Source organism: Vibrio sp. YIC-376 (assembly GCF_052353105.1).
In the GTDB taxonomy this organism is placed as follows: domain Bacteria; phylum Pseudomonadota; class Gammaproteobacteria; order Enterobacterales; family Vibrionaceae; genus Vibrio.
In genome coordinates, this window is the sequence record NZ_JBBWFK010000024.1 from 1 (window position 1) to 20,967 (window position 20,967).

The window sequence follows — 20,967 nt, forward strand, 5'->3', positions numbered from 1 at the left end:
TGTACCGTCCTAAATAAGGTTGACACTTTCCAACCCAAAAAATTGGAGAGTGTTATGAAATCAACCACTAAAAGAACTCAGCGCGATTACTCCCTCGCTTTTAAACTCACCGTAGTTGATGAGGTTGAAAAAGGAAGCCTCACTTACAAGCAAGCTCAAGAGAAGTACGGTATCCAAGGTTGCTCCACGGTTTTAGTTTGGCTTCGTAAGCATGGTCGACTAGATTGGTCTAAAGGGACACCTAACTTTATGTCCAAAGAAGACTCTATGGCCGAGTTCAATTCACCTCCCACACCTGAGCAACGTATTAAAGAGCTTGAGAAGCAACTCAAAGACGCACAGCTCAAAGCCGATTTCTTTGAAGCTGTAGTGAACGTTATGGAACGTGACTATGGCGTTAGAGTGACAAAAAAGCAAAAAGAAGCGTTGTCCAAAAGAAAGTCATAACAGGTTTGACCGTCACGAAGTTTTGTCAGTTAGTGCAAATCTCTCGTCAAGCCTATTACAAGCAGTGCCAGACTCAGACTCGTTGTGAACATCATGAGCATGTTGTTATTGGCTTTGTCCATGAAGTCAGAATGAAGCAGCCACGCATTGGTACGCGGAAACTGAAATTCTTAGCAGAGATAAAGGGCATTCAGATAGGTCGAGATAAGCTCTTTGAGCTTCTCAGAAGGCATCGTATGTTGGTGAGAACAAGACGGGCTTATCATCGAACAACTGACAGTCGTCATCGGTTCTTCTGCCATCCAAACAAAGTGAAAGATGGGCTGACACCAACGAAGCCAGAACAACTGTGGGTTGCTGATATAACTTACTTACCGACTCAAAATGGAGAGAGTTATGTCAGCCTGGTTACGGATGCTTATTCAAGGAAGATCGTTGGTTACTATGTAGATGACAACATGAAAACGCAATCAGTTAAGCGGGCATTTATCTCAGCTCTCAGACAACGGCAGAGTGAAGAAAAGCTAATACACCACTCAGATAGAGGCTCACAATACTGTTCGAAGGAATATCAAGATATCCATAAGAAACATAAAGTGACTTGCTCGATGACTGACGGCTATGACTGTTATCAGAATGCTTTAGCAGAGCGAGTAAATGGGATACTCAAAATGGAGTTCTTACTGAGGAAACCGAAAGATCTGGAAGAAGCGAGGACGATGGTAGCAGAATCCGTAGAGATCTATAATCAAATGAGGCCTCATACGGCTTTAAAATACAAAACGCCCGATGAAGTACATCGAGCGTTTTAGTTAAAAAGTGTCAACCCATATCAGGACGGGTCATAGAACTCATTATTTCTTCTTGTCTTTCTTATCTTTGTCGTGGCCTTGACCCGGGTTGTCATCACCATGAACGCTGGCGTTACCCTTTTTGTCTTTGTCCCAATTCTTAGAAGTACAGTCATCTGACTTGACAGAAACATTATCGCCGCTTAGACGAACACAGTCTTTACTCAGTTCAAAGCCATCACCTTTCACGGTGATTTCTGCATGGGCAGTTCCTAGTGGCAGTAAAACAGCAGCAAGTAATAGTAGTTTTTTCATAAATGCCTCATGTGCAAGTTGTTGTAATTCGCGTGTAAGCCAGTTGGAGCATAAGCTAATTAGAGCATAAGCTGCAATGGTATTAATTCAATTTTCTGCTAATTCTCATCCTAAACCGCAATCTTTTGGCCTTAATTGGAACTCATCAATGGAGCCAATCTCTTGTCCTAAATGTATTCGGGGTTCGTCGATGTGAGCCTGGCCCTGTGAATGCATGACCAATCGATTAGCCGTCCTAGGTTTTAGCTCGTTCACGACGAAACGGATCATATCCGCACGAGTGAGTTTTTTAAGCTCGGCCAATACTTTTTCCCGCTGATTAAACTCAGTGTCTTTATTACCAATGGCTACCCAAAGGCGCTGAGCTCTACCGCGAAGTGTGGTATCTGGCGTGGCAATCTGATTCCACAGACCGCGTTTACTGGTGTGCCACTGATAATCGCTGAGCTCAAGAAGCACCATATAAAAGGCATTTAAGAACTCATCGATTGAGGTAACCAGCTCTGCCGGCGCTGCGTTTGGAGATTGAACATAGAGGACGATGCCAGGATGACGGTTTAGCGGCATGTTCCCAGTACCCACCATGTAGCCTAATTGCTGCTTGGTGCGAATTTCGTGGAAGAACGTGGCCGACATCAAGTGGTTTGCCAGAGAGTAAAGCGCGATGCTGCGTGGCTCAATATCCTCGCATTGGTGGTAAATCACCACAGCAGAGTCTTGTTGGTTGCAGTTTACCTCTCGTTGAAAACTGCCTTTTTGACCCAGCATCACTAATGGGCGCAATGCTTCTTCATAGCGCTGTTCGTTTACTCTCAATGCATCTTTTAGCGTGTTTGCCATGTCATGTGCTTGCTGGCGCTGCCAGTCGCCATAGACGAACATTTCTATGTGCAGTTCGGCGAGAATCGACTCTACGAACACTGAGAGCTCATCGACTTCAATTTGCTCAAGTGCTTCAGCAAGGGTTGCAAATGGAGGGTTATTTGGTTGCAATAATCCAGTTAATGAATTGAATAGCTGTGAAATAGGGCGATCTTGAGCTGAATTTCGCCAATTACGCAGTAGTTGCTGTTTTATGGTATCAAATCGAGCTTGGCTGAACTCACGAGCCGCAAAGCGACGCAAAATCATTTCCAGCAGCTGTGGAAGCTTTTGGCTGAATCCTGATAGCGTTAATGTGACACCGCCCTGATGGGCGTACATGTTGTAACCCATACCAGCAATTTCGGCTTGATATGTTTCTTGAGCTAATGAGTCGAGAAACATTTCAACGCAGAGGCGGGTTTTTACGATGTTTTTTGGTGAAGCGACCGCGTGCGAGCTGTCTATCGCGACGTATAGCACGCCTTTTGGCACTCTAAATTCATCATCTTGTAAATGCCACAGCCGGAAGCCTTCCAGCTCTTCAATTAACTCAGGTAGTGAGCCACCATTTTCTAATGGCATAGGGTCGAGGTTGTAGCAGATATACGGGTTCTTTTGAGGTAACTCAAATTGCCAACGCGGATCGATTTGCTTAAAGAAACGTTTCTGTTCGCTGGTAAATGGTGTTACCGAGTATGGTGTAAAATACCATTCTGCAGTGCGGTCATAATGTAAGCCTTTGGCTATCAACGTCACTCGAACATTGTCGACGGTAAAGTACTTTAACAGCGAGCGCTGCAGATCTTCATCATAACCAGCCATTTTATAATCGCCATAAATGATGTCGTGCGGCTGATAATGCTGCATATTGACGACGAGATGGCTGACAAAATCGAGCGGCCGTGAAGGCTCCTGGAAACGAAATGCGGATTCGAGCACTGCCTGTTTCTCAAGATAGCGCCATTCGTCTAAGCCTTCTTTTCTCACCAAAGTCAAATATTGAAAAATCGCCTGAACGATGCCATCGACATGATCTAATCCCATTGGTGTGAGTGTGCAGCTCACGGTGAAGTCGCGATAATTGCTGCCACTTGCGCCGCCACCGGCAGATAGGGAGGTGATCCAGCCTCTACTCTTAAGTTGAAGCATTAAGCTGTCTTCACCTTCATAGCCCAGTAAATGCGCAAAATAGGAGAGTGGTTTAGTGCCGTAGAACTCATCCATTCCGGGCATCGGGAAGGTTAGAATTAATTTTCTGAATTCTTTGATAGGTTCAATCTGAACGAATATACCGGTGCTATTTTCCGTGCCAATCGGTACATCGATAGACTTACCTCTTAATTGATGATTGGGAATCTCAGAGAACATGCGTTCCACCCAAATTTGCTGATCATCAAGAGATTGGGGACCAAACAGAGTCAGAGTCATCAAATCCGCAGAATATTCAGAGTGATGGAACTCCACTATTTCTTCACGTATGGATTTTCCCTCTCTGTCACTGAGCGTATCTGAATTGCCGACAGAGAACTTCGAAAAAGGGTGTTCAGGATTGATAACTTCTTTATTTACCTGATACAAGCGACGTGAATCATCATTAAGTTTTAGCTTGTATTCTGAATCAACGGCCTGACGCTCTTTGTCCAATGCCTCTTCGTTAAACAACGGTGCAGTAAAGAATTGGCTGAAGCGATCTAAGGCACTTTCAAACGCATTCGGGGTCACATCGAAAAAGAAACATGTGTGCTCTGTCCCGGTCCATGCGTTATTCGTACCGCCGTGTTGGCTAATATAGCTTTGAAATTCGCCTACTTTAGGGTATTTTTCCGTACCCAAAAAAAGCATGTGTTCTAGATAGTGTGCCAGACCCTGGCGATCATTAGGGTCGTCAAAGTGTCCGACGTTCACTGCTAGTGCGGCTGCTGACTGTTGAGCGGTATCGGAATGAATCATCAACACACGCAAACCATTACTCAGAGTAATGTAGCGGTATTGATTTGAATCGTTTGGACTTAAGTGCACGATGCGTCTCCAGATTTCGCATTATAGTAATTATGAACCCTCACAGGGGCAGCGCAATGTTGCGCTTCGACAAATACTGCTCTCTGCGTTTTTGTTCTTCGTAAGACTACTGCATAGGCCCATCGCTTTTGCGTATGGGGTAGGGCTGTTTGAAGGAATGCACTGAGTTCATTACACGGTTAAAGTCAGTGATGAACTGAGTATATTCTTTTTTAATAGATTGTTAAGAAAGTCGCTATCTTTGGCAAGCGAATTGGTATAATGAGCCGATAATTATATCAGTATATTTGTTTCGTCATTATTAATTTAGCCCCGATTATCTTATTAAAGATAGCAGTCAACCTTTTGGTAGCGTTAGCTATCCATAGGAAATAACATGAAAATATTCATTATGCGTCATGGCGAAGCTGAACACTTTGCGGATTCTGACGCAGCCAGACAACTGACCCAAAGAGGCAGAGATGAGTCAGAGGCTGTCGCCCGAGCTTGTAAAGAGCAAGGTTGTACTCAATTCGACAAAGTACTAGTGAGCCCGTACATTCGTGCCCAGCAAACGTGGCAAGAAATCAGCGAGCACTTTTCAGCTAAAAGCATTGAAACCATTGAAGATATCACACCGTATGGTCAATCTGAATGCGTATTCGACTATACTAATGCATTGATTGAAATAGAGAAACTTGAATCATTGCTGTTTGTCTCACATTTACCTTTGGTTGGTTATTTAACCGCAGAGTTTGTAAGTGATATGGAACCGCTGATGTTCAAAACATCGGGTTTGGTTTGTTTGGAATATGATCCTCAAACCCAACAGGGTGAAATACTTTGGCATATCACGCCATAGATATCAGATAAACAAAAGGCAGGATAATCCTGCCTTTGTTGTTATTACTTCTCAGGGATAGAGAGCAAGACGAGTAGTGCGCCGTCACCGCCAAACTCTAATGGCGCTTGATGAAAGGCCATAACGTCAGGGTGTTGAGCCAGCCACAGAGGTGTTTTTTGCTTGAGAATATGCTTGCCAATCCCGTGTTGGACACAGGCACAGTGAATCTCGTTTTTTACGCAGTAAGCGATCATCGCGCCAAGTTCACGCTTGGCTTCCAGTTGCGTCATTCCATGCATGTCGAGGAACACATCAGGCACATAAACACCGCGGCGAAGACGCTTTACCTCATAGGTAGATACATCACTACGTGCATAACGAGTTGGTCCCTCTTCACTCAAAAGAGGAACAAACTCATCGGAAAAGTAAAATTCGGAGTCACTCGCTTCGCGATTTGAGCGCTTGATTTCTTTTTGCTTAGAATTTTTTTTTGGTTGCTGGATTATGGTATCCTGTTGCAACTTTTTTACGCCCTGTACTGCTTCCTTAAACAAGGCGAAATCGTCATCGTGCTCGGTGTCTTTTTTGCTCATTAGGGTAAACAATTTCATTAATAAACTTTATTGGCAGTATTGTAGCGCTTTTCGGAGGCAATTTTGGATAAGATTTTTGTAGAAGAAGCGGTATCGGAGCTACATACCCTTCAAGATATGATTCGTTGGACAGTAAGTCGCTTTAACGCAGCGAACCTGTTTTACGGTCATGGCACAGACAATGCGTGGGATGAAGCAGTTCAGCTTATCCTGCCAACCTTATACTTGCCTATTGATGTGCCTCCACATGTATTGAACTCTCGCCTGACGAGCAGTGAGCGTCTGCGCATTGTTGAGCGTGTTGTAAAACGCATTAACGATCGTACGCCAACGGCTTACCTAACTAACAAAGCGTGGTTCTGTGGTCTTGAGTTCTTTGTTGACGAGCGTGTACTTGTGCCACGTTCTCCAATTGGTGAACTGATTCAAGCTGAGTTCCAACCTTGGTTGGTGGAAGAGCCAACTCGTATCATGGACATGTGTACTGGCAGTGGTTGTATCGCTATTGCGTGTGCGCATGCATTCCCGGATGCGGAAGTGGATGCTATCGACATCTCAACAGACGCGCTGCAAGTGGCTGAAATAAATGTTCAGGATCACGGTATGGAACAGCAAGTGTTCCCAATCCGTTCAGACTTGTTCCGTGATCTTCCAAAAGAGAAATACAACCTGATCGTGTCGAACCCACCATACGTGGATCAAGAAGACATGAATAGCTTGCCAGACGAGTTTACTCATGAGCCTGAGTTGGGTCTTGCTGCGGGTACAGATGGCCTGAAACTGGTTCGTCGTATTCTTGCTAATGCGCCTGATTACCTGACGGACAACGGCATCCTGATCTGTGAAGTTGGCAACTCAATGGTTCACATGATGGAACAATATCCTCATATCCCATTTACCTGGATTGAGTTTGAGAATGGTGGTCACGGCGTATTTATGCTGACTCACGACCAACTGGTTGAATGTGCAGAAGAATTCAGACTGTACAAAGACTAATAATGTCTCAAAGCAAACCTTTAAAACACCGAGCGCAGTGCTCGGTGTTTTTTTATGCGCTTTCTCTCGCGATTAAGTGAATATTTACTCTTTACATCAAAACGTAATAAAGCCACTATGAATCCACGAAGAATTGAAAAGCAGTTGCGTCTGAGTTCAAGCAGACGTGGCGACAATAACTTGAGGAAGTAATGGCAGGAAACAGTATCGGACAACATTTCCGAGTGACGACATTCGGGGAAAGTCACGGTATCGCACTGGGATGTATCGTAGACGGATGTCCTCCGGGACTAGAAATTACAGAAGCAGATCTGCAAGTGGATCTTGACCGTCGTCGTCCTGGCACATCACGTTACACTACACAGCGTCGTGAGCCGGATGAAGTGAAAATACTTTCTGGCGTGTTTGAAGGTAAAACAACGGGCACATCAATCGGTCTTTTGATTGAAAACACGGATCAACGCTCGAAAGATTACTCAGACATTAAAGATAAGTTCCGCCCGGGGCACGCTGACTACACTTATCATCAAAAATACGGCATTCGTGATTATCGTGGTGGCGGCCGTTCGTCAGCTCGTGAAACTGCGATGCGTGTTGCGGCAGGTGCGATTGCGAAAAAATACCTGAAAGATGAGTTTGGTGTAGAAATTCGAGCTTACCTAGCGCAAATGGGCGATGTTTCTATCGACAAAGTCGATTGGGATGAAATCGAAAATAACGCGTTCTTCTGTCCTGATGTCGACAAAGTGGAAGCGTTTGACCAGCTAATCCGTGACCTGAAAAAAGAAGGCGACTCCATTGGCGCTAAGATTCAGGTTGTAGCAACCAATGTACCTGTTGGCCTTGGTGAGCCAGTATTTGACCGTTTGGATGCCGATATCGCTCATGCGCTGATGAGCATTAATGCGGTGAAAGGTGTTGAGGTTGGTGATGGCTTTGATGTTGTCAAGCAGCGAGGCAGTCAGCACCGAGATACGCTTTCTCCACAAGGTTTTGGTAGCAATCATGCAGGCGGTATTCTTGGTGGTATCTCTACCGGACAAGATATTGTGGCAAATATTGCGCTTAAGCCGACGTCAAGTATCACTGTTCCGGGTGACACGATAACCAAAGATGGAGAACCGACTCAGCTGATTACCAAAGGTCGTCACGATCCTTGTGTAGGTATTCGTGCTGTGCCAATCGCTGAAGCAATGTTGGCTATTGTCGTTATGGATCACTTACTGCGTCACCGTGGTCAGAACTATAACGTCACTACAGAAACGCCAAAAATTTAAGCGTTGATGTGAATACAAAAAAGGTTGCTATTAAAGCAACCTTTTATTTTATCTGCACTTTATAGCATCAGCTTAGTGAAGCGAACTTTCTGTTTCTAGATGGAAAGAGGGTAAGCGCCATTTAAATCGCACTGCCGCCATGCGCAACACATAGCCAATTACCAGCGTCACGATAGTCGCAGTGACGTCTGGGACGTTGAACTCTAACAAGGCTAAGTACAAACCTGACGCGATCAAGGCGATGGATGCATACAACTCTTCGTGCAGCACCAACGGGGTTTGACGACAGATCAAGTCACGAAGCAAGCCACCAAAGACGCCAGTCACCAATGCCGATACCATGCAGATGCCAGGATGCAGTCCCATATCAAGCGCGATTTTGGTGCCAATGATACTAAATACGATCAAACCGAGCGCATCTAAACGAATAAACAGCCCTTTAAGCTTGATCACCCACTTTGCTAATCCAGTTGTCAAAATACCCGCGAGACAAGTAATAGCAAGATACTCTGGGTTTTTTACCCAGCCAAGTGGGTAATGACCAAGTAGAATGTCACGTACAGTGCCACCACCGATTGCCGTTGCACTTGCTACTAACATAACACCAAACCAATCCATTTTTCTTCGTCCGGCACTTAACGCACCAGTCATGGCTTCAGCCGTGATACCAATGACATACAACACACTTAGCAGCATAAGAGACACTCAACATCAAATACCAACAAGGGATGAGGCTTTGGGGGGGGGGGGAAGGGCCTCAACCCTATCAATATGCTCTAGTCATCTGAGAGCATAAAATAAGGCGTGAGTGTAGTGGGAAATGTGATCTGTGACGAATGAGAAATTATATGGGGAAAGACGACTTCAGATAAATCCAGCTAATAACCAAACCTGTTGTGTGGCTTTACGATCTGGATAAAAACAGCGACAATACGCAGCGTACGCCCGTATAAACGACTGAATCGATGATGACCCACGACTATCAAGACCTTATCACCATATTTAACAACACATTTCTTGAATCTTTTAATACGAAACTAGAGTTGGGTGGTGATGAACCCATCTACCTTCCTGCTGATGACGAGCACCCTCATCATCGGATTATTTTTGCTCGTGGATTCTATGCTTCAGCGCTTCATGAAATCTCACATTGGTGCGTAGCTGGCCCTGAACGACGTCTGTTGGAGGATTTTGGCTACTGGTATGAACCAGATGGTCGTACCGAAGAGGTCCAAGCTGAGTTTGAAAGAGTGGAAGTGCGTCCTCAAGCGTACGAATGGTTGCTGTCGAAAAGTGCTGGCTTCCCTTTTACCGTTAGTTGTGACAATCTACACGGCGATTTTGAACCAGATAGGCTTGGTTTTATGCATAAAGTGCATAAGCAAGTGTTAGCTGTTTTGGAAGCAGGATTACCACCGCGAGTAAAAATGCTTTCAGAAGCCCTGCGCACTTTTTACCAAACTAAGCCGCTGGAAGCGTCTGACTTTATCGTTAAATAACCTCAGAGATACACCATGATTATTGAATTTGAAGAAAAACTACTGGAACTGATTGATGCTCGTATTGAGACAGCGTCAGATGATGAATTGTTTGCTGGTGGTTATCTGCGTGGTCACATCTCTTTGTCTGCTGCATCTTGTGAAGAAGATGGCATCAATGACATTGATGAACTGAAAGCTCGTATTGCAAATAGTTTAGACGAGGCACGCACAGAGCTAAGTCCATCTGATCGCATTATCGTTAAAGATCTATGGCAAGAGCTAGAGGCTCAGGCTTAATTAAAGCAAATCATTTTCCACTTGCTTCAAAGTAGTAATCTACTTCGAAAATTTTGAATCTCTCCTTAAAATTTTTGTGGTTGTAGGTCAGTCGTTCAAACTTTATTCTGGATAGCATAAAGAGTGAACAAAAGGATACAACCATGAAAATTGTCGCATTTGGTGCTTCTACCAGCTCAACTTCAATCAACAAAGAACTTGCAACGTACGCGGCTAAACAAGTCGAAGGCGCTCACGTGAACGTATTGGACTTAAACAACTATCAAGTTCCAATGTTTAGCGAAGACACAGAGAAAGAGATAGGTCAGGCAGAGGGCGCGATTGCGTTCTTGAGAGAGCTGGAACAAGCGGATGCTATCGTGGTTTCTTTTGCCGAGCACAATGGCTCGTACGCAGCAGCTTATAAAAACCTGTTTGACTGGTCTACGCGTATTGAACGTAACGTTTTCCAAAATAAACCGGTTGTTTACCTTGCTACTTCTCCAGGCCCTGGCGGCGCGCAAAGCGTATTAGCGGCGGCAACTGGCTCTGCACATTTCTTTGGCGCAGATGTAAAAGCATCTTTGTCAGTACCAAACTTCTACGAGAATTTTGATGTAGAAACTGGTGAGAGCCTAAACCCAGAAATCACTGAACAAGTGAAGCAAGCAGTGGCGCAGTTGGCATAAAGACGGCGTTAACCTTTCCTAATTCTCGGGAATGACACATGTGTTTGGTAAGTAGTATATAGCCCCCACTGTTTCTAAACACTGTCATTCCTTCGAGATAAGCGTGGTTAGTAGGGATTTTCCCAATAACACTTGGTTATTAAGATATTCCAGACCACGCTTTTTAGTATTTACCTCAACTTCACTAAAGCTCGGTAATCGCTTTGCCTTTACGCAGCTTACGAACCCACATCCGGCTTGGGTGTAGCTCTGTTAACACATCGACTGGCAGTGGAAGCGGGTCACCGCAGATTTGTGAAGCCAGCAGTTCTGCCATTAGTGGGGCAGAACTCAGTCCGCGAGAGCCTAATCCTAGGAAGCAAAACAGGTTAGGGAACTGGTGAATGGCTTCAGTTTCCTCTTCTTTCTGATTTTGTAATTCAGCGTATTGCGTTTTGATGGTCTCAAAATCACCTACATTACCGACAAATGGTAAGTGGTCGCGGCTAACACAGCGAATGCCTTGGCGTGATAAGTTACCTGTTGTGTCGACTTCTTTGGTCCATGCTTGGTTGGGTACACACTTTACTAGCTTATCTGAGTTGTCTTGCTGTGCTTTAGCATCAAACTCGTAATCTAAGTGGCTGCGATCGTAACTGGCACCAATACACAGGTGCTGATTGTTCGGATTTACTGGCGTCATGTAGCCGTCATAACAAAGAACCGACTTCAGTTTAACGAGCGTTTCCGTTGCAGGAGCATGGCTTACCTGACCTTTCACTTGACCCATTGGCAAATCAGCGGATTGGCTCAATGTGTTGAACTCATGACCATTCGCAATTACAACGGTGTCGTGTTCAAAGGTTTGGCCGTTGGCTGTCAGAGTCCAAGTTTGGGATGCTTCATTCCAAGTTAACACTTCAATTTTATGCCCTAACTTAGCTTCAAAGTTATCTTGCTTTTCAAGCTGCGCGATTAGTCCGCGTGTTAGCTGAGATGGGCATAGCCATCCTCCCATTGGATAGTGCAACGAAGGCATATCAACGGGTAAACCAATAGTCTCTGCTGTTTCTTGGGCAGAGAGTTTACGAACCAAATCAGGCGTAAAGTGGCCTTCTAGTATTTTTTCTAACTTTGCAGTGGATTTGTCATCCCACATCAGTTGGGTGACGCCACACCAATCGTGGTCAAAGCTGATCTCTTGTGCGGCTTGCTCAACAAACTGACGTGCGAAGAGAAACGCGGGTGCAAACACACGAGAAACCCCCGTATGTGGACCGTTAAGAAGCGGGTAAATGGCACCTTGGCGGTTGCCTGATGCGCCTTCTGCAGGTAGCTCATCTTTACAGTAAAGCGTGACGTTTTGGCCTCGACGACACAGTGTTTTTGCTAAGGCTGCACTGGCAATGCCGCCGCCAATGATGGCGATTGAACCATGCTTACTTGCTGCAACTCGGTTAAACCATGGCAAATGATTTGAGTGTGCGTGACGCTGTGTCATTGCACCGGCAATCATTTCTCGTTTGGTACCAAATCCTTTTACTTTCGCCATCGAAAATCCAGCTTCGATTAGCCCACGGCGCACAAATCCTGCTGCGGTAAACGTCGCGACGGTACAATCTTGCTTTGCCAGCTTAGCCATGCCGTTAAACAAGTTTTGATTCCACATTTCTGGGTTTTTGCTTGGGGCAAAGCCGTCCAGGAACCAGGCGTCGATCAAGCCTGATTCCCCATAAGGCACTTGTGGCATGCAGTCTTTGATATCACCGAACCAGAGGTCGAGTGTGATTGCGCCATCCTCCAGAACAATACGGTGACATTCAGGAACGGCTGCCGGGTAGTGCTTTTGCAGTTTCTCTGCATACTCTGCTAACTCTGGCCAAGCTTGATGTGCTTTTTTGAGGTCAGCCTGACTGAGCGGATATTTTTCAAAACTGATGAAATGCAGCTCTTTTAAGGTCGCTTCAGGATTTTCACGACGAAACTCATTAAACCATTGCCATACCGCTAAGAAGTTCAGTCCGGTGCCAAATCCGGTTTCACCAATGACAAAGCGTCGTTGGTCAAAATCCTGCCATCTTTCCGGAAGATGATTTTTTTTGAGGAAAACGTAGCGTGTCTCTTCAAGACCGTTTACGTTAGAGAAGTAAACATCATCAAACTGGTCAGAAACTGGCGTACCAGACTCGTTCCAACCAAGTTGTGCATTTTTTATTGAAGTCATATTGGTGCAAATTTGTGATTTGGCGCGGTAACAATGGGATGATTGTACGAATTTATGGGAAAGCTGACCACTTTTGTTAGCTATCTTAGTTATTATCTAGCAGATTTTTGAATTATTAGGAATGTCATAATGAAACGAGTCGTAATCACCGGTATGGGTATTGTTTCAAGTATCGGTAACAACGTCGAAGAAGTTCTAGCGTCTCTTAAAGCGGGCAAATCTGGCATCACTGCGTCTGAGCAGTTCAAAGAACACGGTCTTCGTTCGCAAGTTTGGGGTGATCTAAAAATCAACCCTGCGGAACACATCGACCGTAAACAGATGCGCTTTATGGGTGATGCGGCTGCGTATGCATACCTATCAATGCAGCAAGCTATTGAAGATGCTGGCCTGACAGAAGAGCAAGTTTCAAACGATCGTACAGGTATCGTTGCTGGTTCTGGTGGTGCTTCTGCGTTAAACCAAACGGTAGCAACCGATATTATGCGTGAGAAAGGTGTGAAGCGTGTTGGCCCTTACATGGTTCCACGTACTATGTCTTCTACTGTTTCGGCTTGTCTTGCTACACCGTTTAAAATTCGTGGTGTGAACTACACAATGAGTTCAGCTTGTGCAACTTCTGCACACTGTATTGGTCATGCTATGGAGCTTATCCAGCTTGGCAAACAAGACATCGTATTTGCAGGCGGTGGTGAAGAGCTAGATTGGTCTCAAACCATGATGTTTGATGCAATGGGTGCACTATCGACTAAGTACAACGATACGCCAGAAAAAGCATCGCGTACTTACGATGCAGACCGTGATGGTTTTGTAATCTCTGGTGGCGGCGGTATGGTCGTTGTTGAAGAGCTAGAGCACGCACTAGCACGTGGCGCAAAAATTTACGGTGAAATCGTAGGTTACGGCGCGACTTCTGATGGCTACGACATGGTTGCTCCATCAGGTGAAGGTGCAGTTCGTTGTATGAAGATGGCAATGCAAGGCGTTGACCACATCGATTACATCAACACACACGGTACTTCTACACCAGTAGGTGACGTGAAAGAACTGGGTGCGATTCAAGCACTATTTGGTGACAACAGCCCAGCAATTTCTGCTACTAAAGCAATGACTGGCCACGCTCTGGGTGCTGCGGGTGTTCACGAGGCAATTTACTCAACGCTAATGCTAAACAACAACTTCATTGCTCCAAGCATCAACATTGAAAACTTGGACGAAGCTGCGAAAGGCCTAGATATCGTAACTGAAACTCGTGACGCTGAAATTGATACCGTAATGTCAAACAGCTTTGGTTTTGGCGGTACTAACGCAACGCTAGTTATCAAGAAATACCAAGGTTAGTCAGCAACAACGCTAATCGATATTGTTGGGGGTATTCGTCGGACGACATGAACCTCAACAAACCAGTTTCCAGAGCTTGATCAGTCTAACTGGTCGAACAGACGCAGACTTTATCCCAAGGAGAGCGGGATAAGATCCTTTTGTTCTGGAACCTTGCCCGGCTTAATGCCGGGCTTTTTATTTTTTATACCCAAAGAACTTGGAAAGAGCTTGCTATTCCACGGTGTTACTTTTCTTGAACTCGTAGCCATGACTACGCTCTTCATCCTGTATCGTGAAGCCACTTGGGTATAGTTCTTGAGATTTCTCGGGAAAAAGGCACAATCACTGCAATTCTAAAAAATGGATCTTAAAACGCTGGCGCTATGAAAATTATTGTTGATGAAAACATGCCGTATGCTGAAGAACTGTTCAGCCAAATCGGTGAAGTGATTCTAAAACCGGGCCGTTCACTAACGGCTGATGACTTGATCGATATTGACGCACTTATGATTCGCTCGGTAACTAAAGTGAATGCTGAACTGATCAGTAAAGCGAACAAACTGAAGTTTGTTGGTACTGCAACAGCAGGAATGGATCATGTTGATCAGGCACTTATGCAAGAAAAAGGCATTTTCTTTACTGCGGCGCCGGGGTGTAACAAAGTGGGTGTTGCCGAGTATGTGTTCAGTGTAATGATGGTGCTGGCACAGCAGCAGGGTTTTTCAGTCTTTGACAAGACGGTCGGTATTATTGGTGCTGGCCAAGTGGGTAGCTATCTTGAAAAATGCCTAAAAGGGATGGGTTTTAAGGTATTGATCAATGACCCGTTCAAGCAGGAAGAGGGTGATCCTCGTAGCTTTACGCCGCTTGTCGAGTTAATTGAAGCATCAGACATCATCACCTTGCACACGCCAATCACAAAAGATGGCGAACACCCAACTCATCACATGTTTGATGAGACCGTACTTAATGGTCTGCGTGCTGACCAAATTCTAATTAACGCAGCGCGCGGCCCTATCGTTGATAACAGTGCATTGAAACGTCGTTTACAGAAAAACGATGGCTTCACAGCGGCACTGGATGTGTTCGAATTTGAACCAGAGGTTGATATGGAGCTTCTGCCTCTGCTAGCATTCGCAACCCCTCACGTTGCAGGCTATGGTTTGGAGGGGAAAGCTCGTGGTACGACAATGATTTTCAACAGCTACTGTGAGTTTTTAAACAACGAATTACGTGCGCATGCCAGCGATTTATTGCCAACCGCACCTGTACCAAAAATGTATTTGGACCGTGAGTGGGATGAAGCAACACTGCATAATATCACGCAGTTAATCTATGATGTGCGTAAAGATGACGCTCTTTTCCGTCGCGAAATCAGTAAGCCGGGTGCGTTTGACCTGATGCGTAAAAACTACTGGGATCGCCGCGAATACAGCGCTGTCACGCTAATGGGCAATCAATCATGCAATCTTGCGCCATTAGCAGAATTAGGTTTTCAGATCGAGGTAAGTCAATGAGCCAACAATACAATGTTGCCATTTTAGGTGCGACCGGCGCGGTCGGTGAAACAATTTTAGAAGTGCTTCAAGAACGCAAATTCCCAGTGGGAGAACTGTACCTTTTGGCGAGTGAGCGCAGTGAAGGCAAGACTTACCGCTTCAATGGTAAAACCGTACGCGTACAAAACGTTGAAGAGTTTGATTGGTCTCAAGCGCACATTGGTTTGTTCTCGGCAGGCGGTGATTTGTCAGCAAAATGGGCTCCAATTGCGGCTGAAGAAGGTGTAATTGTGATCGACAACACGTCACACTTCCGCTACGAGTATGACATTCCGTTGGTTGTTCCAGAAGTAAACCCTGAAGCAATTGCAGAGTTCCGTAACCGTAATATCATCGCTAACCCTAACTGTTCTACCATCCAAATGCTGGTGGCACTAAAACCAATCCATGACGCAGTCGGTATCGAACGTATTAACGTTGCTACTTACCAATCTGTATCAGGCGCGGGTAAAGCTGGTATTGATGAGCTTGCAGGTCAAACTGCTAAACTACTGAATGGCCTGCCAGCTGAAACCAAACAATTTTCTCAACAGATCGCGTTTAACTGTATTCCGCAGATCGATCAGATGATGGAAAACGGCTACACCAAAGAAGAAATGAAAATGGTGTGGGAAACGCAAAAAATCTTCAATGACCCAAGTATTACCGTAAACCCGACTTGTGTACGTGTACCAGTGTTCTACGGTCATGCGGAAGCGGTTCACGTTGAGACTCGTTCGCCAATCGATGCGCAGGAAGTGATTAACCTACTTGAGCAAACTGAGGGTGTTGAAGTGTTCCACGGTGAAGATTTCCCGACTCAAGTTCGCGATGCGGGTGGTAAGGATCACGTGATGGTGGGGCGTATTCGCAACGACATCAGTCATCACAGTGGTATCAACATGTGGGTTGTGGCTGACAACGTACGCAAAGGCGCGGCAACAAACGCAGTTCAAATCGCAGAAGTACTGATCCGCGATTACTACTAAGTAACTTAGTTACTTAACGATAAGCCTCGCCTCATGCGGGGCTTTTTTGTCCTATCTGAGAACAATTGTGTGAGATTAGTACGAATATGGTGACACTCACACATTTTTTCCTCCTAAAGCTATAGTTTTGCTTGATATATCCGATATATTTAACGGATCACCCTTTCACATTGTATCAAGCACAAAACTGAGCCTTCTATGCGTCAAATTTATAAGCGTTTATTGACAACCTTAGTGTTGATGAGCGCGACTCAGATATCGTCAGTGGTTCAAGCCGAAGGAATTCGTCTGGTTGGACCGTCAGGTGAAGTGCAATCATCGCCTCGCTACGCGGAAGAGATTGAAAGAGCATTACCTGTTCCTCCTGTAAATTCTCAGCCTTCTCGTTTTATTGGGCCAACGGGTGAAAACCAAACTTTGTGGTCGATTGCTTCTCAAATACGACCTTCACGTAGCGTTTCCATTCAACAGACGCTTCTTGCCATTTATCGAATCAACCCTCAGGCGTTTGAAAATCAAAATATTCATGAGCTAATCCCAGGAAGCCGACTTCGTGTACCTTCTTTGGAGCAAGTGCAAAGTGCGACCACAGAGCAAGCCATTGCTATTATGAAGGCGCATGAGGCAAAACTAACACAGCCTACGCCTGTTAAAAAAACTGCGTCAGTTCAGCCTGTTACTCAACAGCCAAAGTCACAGACGCAAAAGCCACAGCCACCAAAGCCACAGCCACCAAAGCCACAGCCACCAAAGCCACAACCACAATCAACGGAAGAAACGGGTTCTCTTCAGCCAAAAGCGGTCGTTCCTCAGAAAGAGGAACCTGTTAAGACCACTGAGCCGACGAGTCCCATTTCTGCAGTAAATACCTCCCCACAAGGTGAGCAGCAGGTCATCGAATTAAAAAATAAGCTGCAGGGCTCTCAGAGCGAACTGGCATCACTGGAAGAGAAAAACCATCGTTTACGTCTGATGTTGTCAGAAGTACAAAATGAAGTTCAAACTCTGAAAAGTGAGCTTAACGACGAAGGGCGTATTCGTACCGAAGTGGAAAAACTGCTGACAGAAGAGCGTCAACGTGCAGCGGAACAGCAACGCATGCAACCAAGTACGCTTGATAAATTTTTGTCTAATGGCTGGTTGGTTGGGTTAGCGGCTCTTATTCCAGGGGCATTAATCGCGTTCTTGATAGTTATATTGCTTGGTCGTCGTGCGAAAGAGAACGAAGAGCAAGTGGCACAGCAGCAGTCACCAGTTGTTGATCCTCTTGCCGCACCTGTCGGTCTGGCGGCAGTGGGTGAACTTGAAGAAGAGTTGAGTCTGGATGATGACTTATTCGAAGATGACTTATTCACTGATGATAGTGACACTTCCTCAGTTAAAGACAGCATTCCTGAACTAGGGGACGATGTTTTTGCTGGCCTCGAAGATGAAGAGCTTGATTTCAATCTGGAAGGTGAAGATGGCGAAGACCCATTTGCCAGAATCGATGATGATGGAGCTCTTGATGTAGGCTTTGATGAGTTTGAATCCTCTCCGACGGGCATAAAAGTCAACGGAGATGAGAAAGCTCTTGGGCTTGAGGAAATGGAGCGAGCACTAGACAAAGTACCTCACGAGCTTGAAACCCTTGATGACCCTGATTTTGACCTGTCTGACGATGACAGATCGGATAAAACAACAGATGATGAGTTCGAAGAACTGTTGGCTGAAGATGCCTCATCAGACCCATTACCAGGCCATCATGTTGACCAGGCAATGCTCGATGAGCTGTTTGCTGAACTTGATAGTAATGACCTCGATTTGGATCTTGATACACCGCCAGCCATAGACACTGCTTTCTCTGCAGGGGAAGCGTCAGATGATGAAATCGATAAGCTGTTGGCACAGTATGAGCAGACGAATTCTGAAAAGTCTGATGTTAAGTCGGAGCCATCGTTTGAATTCGACAAGAAAATTACACACTCTCAAACCGATCACGATGACCTCCTCGCTCATCTGGAAGATTTTGAAGGTGTGTCCGCCAATATTGGACTAGATGAAAACAGTACTGATTTGTTGGATGACATTGTCGAATTTGATGATGAAGAGTCTGACAAAGCGTTTGACCCATTGAGCGAGTTGGAATCATTAGCTGGACTTAATGGTGAAGATATTGACGAGCTGGATGCCGACAGTACCGATTTATTGGATGAACTATTGAGTGCTGAAGTAAGCACCGAGCTAGACGATGAAGCAATAAGTGAGCTTGATCCTTTTGATGAACTGATTCGCGAAGATGAGGTTTCCGAGACAGAGCAACTTAAGCGTGAAGAGGACGATATTCTTGCCTCTCTGGGATTTGAAGACAAAACTGCAGAGGTTCCTACCGGGCAAGCTGATGAAGAAGATGTTGAGCTTGAATCGGGCTTAGATATTGACGCTTTACTTAATGAAAATCAGGCAAAAGATGTGCTTGAAACGCCGGAGCTGCACGAGCCTGAGAAGCAAACAAGCGACGAACTCGTAAATCATGAATTGTTGGATGATATAGAGGATATTTCTCTAGAATATGATCCTTTGATGCGTGAGTTGGATGAACTGTTTGAATTAAATCACGATGACATTAAATCAACAGCTCAAGACAACAACGAGACCTTGTCTGATGTAGATGCTCTGCCTGGAGAACAGGAAGAGTCGGACAGAGAAGCCATACCAACCGAAACAGAAACGGTAGGTCAAAACAAAGAAGCTTATGACGAAGCTCTTGTAGAACCATCTGCAGAAAGCTCTGAAGTTTCCGAAGAAGAGCCAGAGACCGAATCAACATTTACGCCAACGCCTAATGCTGTTGAAAACGAATTCGGTATGCCATCGGAAGAAGATTGGTTGCTGGATGATCTTGAGCCAGAATCTGAGACAAATCTGGAAAAAGAGCCTGTTGCAGCCACGCTTAGTGAGAGCAGCGAAGAAGAATTTGGCTTTGACGATTTAGAGCTGCCTGAATTCGATGAAGAAGATGCGTTGGCCTCAATGGCGGGTGAGCCAGAGTTACCGGAGTCTGAGCCTGAGGCGAATGCAACAGCGTCAGAAGCCGATGAAGAGTTCGAGTTTGACGAGTTAGCACTGCCTGAATTCGGTGAAGAAGATGCATTGGTTTCAATGGCGGTTGAGCCAGAGTTACCGGAGTCTGAGCCTGAGGCGGATGCAACAGCGTCAGAAGCAGAAGAAGAGTTCGAGTTTGACGAGTTAGCACTGCCTGAATTCGGTGAAGAAGAAGCGCCGGCTTCAATGGCGGGTGAGCCAGAGTTACCGGAGTCTGAGCCTAAAGCGGATGCAACAGCGTCAGAAGCAGAAGAAGAGTTCGAGTTTGACGAGTTAGAACTGCCTGAATTCGGTGAAGAAGAAGCGCTGGCTTCAATGGCGGATGAGCCAGAGTTACCGGAATCAGAACCTGAAGCGGATGTAACAGCATCAGAAGCAGAAGATGAGTTTGAATTTGACGAGTTAGAGTTACCTGAATTTGGTGAAGAGGAAGCGTTGGCTTCTATGTCGGCTGCAGTTTCATCGGAGCAAGTTCAATCTGAACTCCCTAAAATAAAGCTTCAATCAGACAACGACCATGATGCGTTATTTGAAGTTTTCGCGCACCAAGGTGGATTCGACAGCGAAGATGAATCGCTTGATATCAGAAAGGAACCAGAACTTGGTGGATTTGATGAGTCAGATATGGCGAACTTGCTTTCAGAGAAAGGTGATTCAGAAGTTTTTGATGGCAAGTTAGACAGTAATACCATCAATAGTGCAGGTATGGATATTGAAACTATGCTTGATGTTGGTGATGATTGGGATGGGTTCAAACCAGCCGCCACCAGCGCAATTACATCAGAGGCTGAAGATGTACCGGAAGATGAGCGCGATGTTTGGCGTTCAGAAGAAGCCTTAACGCAGCCGGAGATCGAACAAGAAAACTGGGGAAAACAAACTGACCTCGCTGACTTCGACCCGCAGAAGAACCAATTTATGACGATTGATGAGCTGATGGCGCAGGTCGATTTGGAAGGGGGCGAGTTTGAGGAAGAAGAGTTGAATCTGGATGTCGGACTCGATGAGTTTCCTGATGTGATTGGTGATATCAGCGACATCGACGTTGATTCCGACGCAGAAGGTGCTGGGAAGCTGGATTTGGCCAAGATATACCTTGAAATGAACGACCCGAAAGGGGCGATCAAGTTATTGGAAGAAGCCATTGTATACGGTGAAGACGAAGTTCGTCGTGAAGCAAAGAACCTCATCGACACCATTAACCGTCGATAAATAAAATAGGGTGGCGCGAGCTGCCCTTTTTGTATCTGGAATGAGTT

Annotated in this window: 16 protein-coding genes; 11 read left to right on the forward strand and 5 right to left on the reverse strand. The window is 45.4% G+C overall.

What is annotated here, in order from left to right; all coding sequences use genetic code 11:
* Window positions 1–54 precede the first annotated feature (54 nt).
* A protein-coding gene (locus WJM94_RS23285) for an IS3 family transposase (RefSeq protein WP_444494826.1) occupies window positions 55–1,259 on the forward strand; the annotation gives its coding sequence in 2 pieces (ribosomal slippage) (window positions 55–421 and window positions 421–1,259; 1,206 coding nt in all).
* 42 nt (window positions 1,260–1,301) lie between these two features.
* On the opposite strand, the gene WJM94_RS23290 is transcribed toward WJM94_RS23285, so the two are convergent.
* Together WJM94_RS23290 and WJM94_RS23295 are read right to left on the reverse strand one after the other, a co-directional pair.
* Complete coding sequence (locus WJM94_RS23290; RefSeq protein ID WP_444496538.1) at window positions 1,302–1,553, reverse strand: CG2 omega domain protein; 252 nt, start codon at window positions 1,551–1,553, stop codon at window positions 1,302–1,304.
* A gap of 105 nt (window positions 1,554–1,658) precedes the next feature.
* Window positions 1,659–4,436, reverse strand: a complete 2,778-nt coding sequence (locus WJM94_RS23295) for an insulinase family protein (protein ID WP_444496539.1) — start codon at window positions 4,434–4,436, stop codon at window positions 1,659–1,661.
* Between the two features lie 376 nt (window positions 4,437–4,812).
* On the opposite strand from WJM94_RS23295, the gene sixA reads away from it, so the two are divergent.
* Window positions 4,813–5,277: a phosphohistidine phosphatase SixA gene (sixA, locus tag WJM94_RS23300; protein ID WP_444496540.1), complete on the forward strand. Its 465-nt coding sequence runs from the start codon at window positions 4,813–4,815 to the stop codon at window positions 5,275–5,277.
* Window positions 5,278–5,321: 44 nt separating this feature from the next.
* On the opposite strand, the gene smrB is transcribed toward sixA, so the two are convergent.
* A complete protein-coding gene (gene smrB, locus WJM94_RS23305; protein WP_444496575.1) occupies window positions 5,322–5,852 on the reverse strand; it encodes an endonuclease SmrB in 531 nt (176 codons plus the stop codon).
* Between the two features lie 63 nt (window positions 5,853–5,915).
* Between smrB and prmB the strand changes: the two genes are divergently transcribed.
* Both prmB and aroC read left to right on the forward strand, forming a co-directional pair.
* The gene (gene prmB, locus WJM94_RS23310; protein ID WP_444496541.1) at window positions 5,916–6,848 is read left to right on the forward strand and encodes a 50S ribosomal protein L3 N(5)-glutamine methyltransferase; all 933 of its coding nucleotides are present in this window, start codon (window positions 5,916–5,918) and stop codon (window positions 6,846–6,848) included.
* Between the two features lie 191 nt (window positions 6,849–7,039).
* Entirely contained in the window at window positions 7,040–8,125 is a 1,086-nt protein-coding gene (gene aroC / locus WJM94_RS23315; protein ID WP_444496542.1) for a chorismate synthase, read from the forward strand.
* 72 nt (window positions 8,126–8,197) lie between these two features.
* Here aroC and WJM94_RS23320 read toward each other — a convergent pair whose 3' ends face one another.
* Entirely contained in the window at window positions 8,198–8,821 is a 624-nt protein-coding gene (locus tag WJM94_RS23320; protein WP_444496543.1) for a trimeric intracellular cation channel family protein, read from the reverse strand.
* A 272-nt stretch (window positions 8,822–9,093) separates the two neighbouring features.
* Here WJM94_RS23320 and WJM94_RS23325 point away from each other — a divergent pair, with 272 nt between their 5' ends.
* The 3 genes from WJM94_RS23325 (at window position 9,094) to WJM94_RS23335 (ending at window position 10,571) form a co-directional block, all read left to right on the forward strand.
* Window positions 9,094–9,624 carry an elongation factor P hydroxylase gene (locus tag WJM94_RS23325; RefSeq protein ID WP_444496576.1) on the forward strand — a complete coding sequence of 177 codons (531 nt, stop codon included), beginning with the start codon at window positions 9,094–9,096 and terminating at the stop codon, window positions 9,622–9,624.
* A gap of 15 nt (window positions 9,625–9,639) precedes the next feature.
* On the forward strand, window positions 9,640–9,903 hold the full coding sequence (locus tag WJM94_RS23330) for a YfcL family protein (RefSeq protein WP_444496544.1): 264 nt from the start codon (window positions 9,640–9,642) through the stop codon (window positions 9,901–9,903).
* Between the two features lie 143 nt (window positions 9,904–10,046).
* Window positions 10,047–10,571: an NADPH-dependent FMN reductase gene (locus WJM94_RS23335; protein ID WP_444496545.1), complete on the forward strand. Its 525-nt coding sequence runs from the start codon at window positions 10,047–10,049 to the stop codon at window positions 10,569–10,571.
* A gap of 184 nt (window positions 10,572–10,755) precedes the next feature.
* Here the strand turns inward: WJM94_RS23335 and mnmC are convergent, their stop codons facing one another.
* On the reverse strand, window positions 10,756–12,774 hold the full coding sequence (gene mnmC, locus WJM94_RS23340; RefSeq protein ID WP_444496546.1) for a bifunctional tRNA (5-methylaminomethyl-2-thiouridine)(34)-methyltransferase MnmD/FAD-dependent 5-carboxymethylaminomethyl-2-thiouridine(34) oxidoreductase MnmC: 2,019 nt from the start codon (window positions 12,772–12,774) through the stop codon (window positions 10,756–10,758).
* Window positions 12,775–12,903: 129 nt separating this feature from the next.
* Between mnmC and fabB the strand changes: the two genes are divergently transcribed.
* From fabB to WJM94_RS23360, 4 genes are all read left to right on the forward strand, one after another.
* On the forward strand, window positions 12,904–14,115 hold the full coding sequence (fabB, locus tag WJM94_RS23345; protein WP_444496547.1) for a beta-ketoacyl-ACP synthase I: 1,212 nt from the start codon (window positions 12,904–12,906) through the stop codon (window positions 14,113–14,115).
* A gap of 365 nt (window positions 14,116–14,480) precedes the next feature.
* Window positions 14,481–15,614 (forward strand): 4-phosphoerythronate dehydrogenase, encoded by a 1,134-nt coding sequence (locus tag WJM94_RS23350; protein WP_444496548.1) that lies wholly within the window; start codon window positions 14,481–14,483, stop codon window positions 15,612–15,614.
* Window positions 15,611–16,624: an aspartate-semialdehyde dehydrogenase gene (locus tag WJM94_RS23355; protein WP_444496549.1), complete on the forward strand. Its 1,014-nt coding sequence runs from the start codon at window positions 15,611–15,613 to the stop codon at window positions 16,622–16,624. Before WJM94_RS23350 ends, WJM94_RS23355 begins: the two co-directional genes overlap by 4 nt.
* Before the next feature lie 198 nt (window positions 16,625–16,822).
* Complete coding sequence (locus WJM94_RS23360) at window positions 16,823–20,920, forward strand: FimV/HubP family polar landmark protein (protein ID WP_444496550.1); 4,098 nt, start codon at window positions 16,823–16,825, stop codon at window positions 20,918–20,920.
* Window positions 20,921–20,967 lie beyond the last annotated feature (47 nt).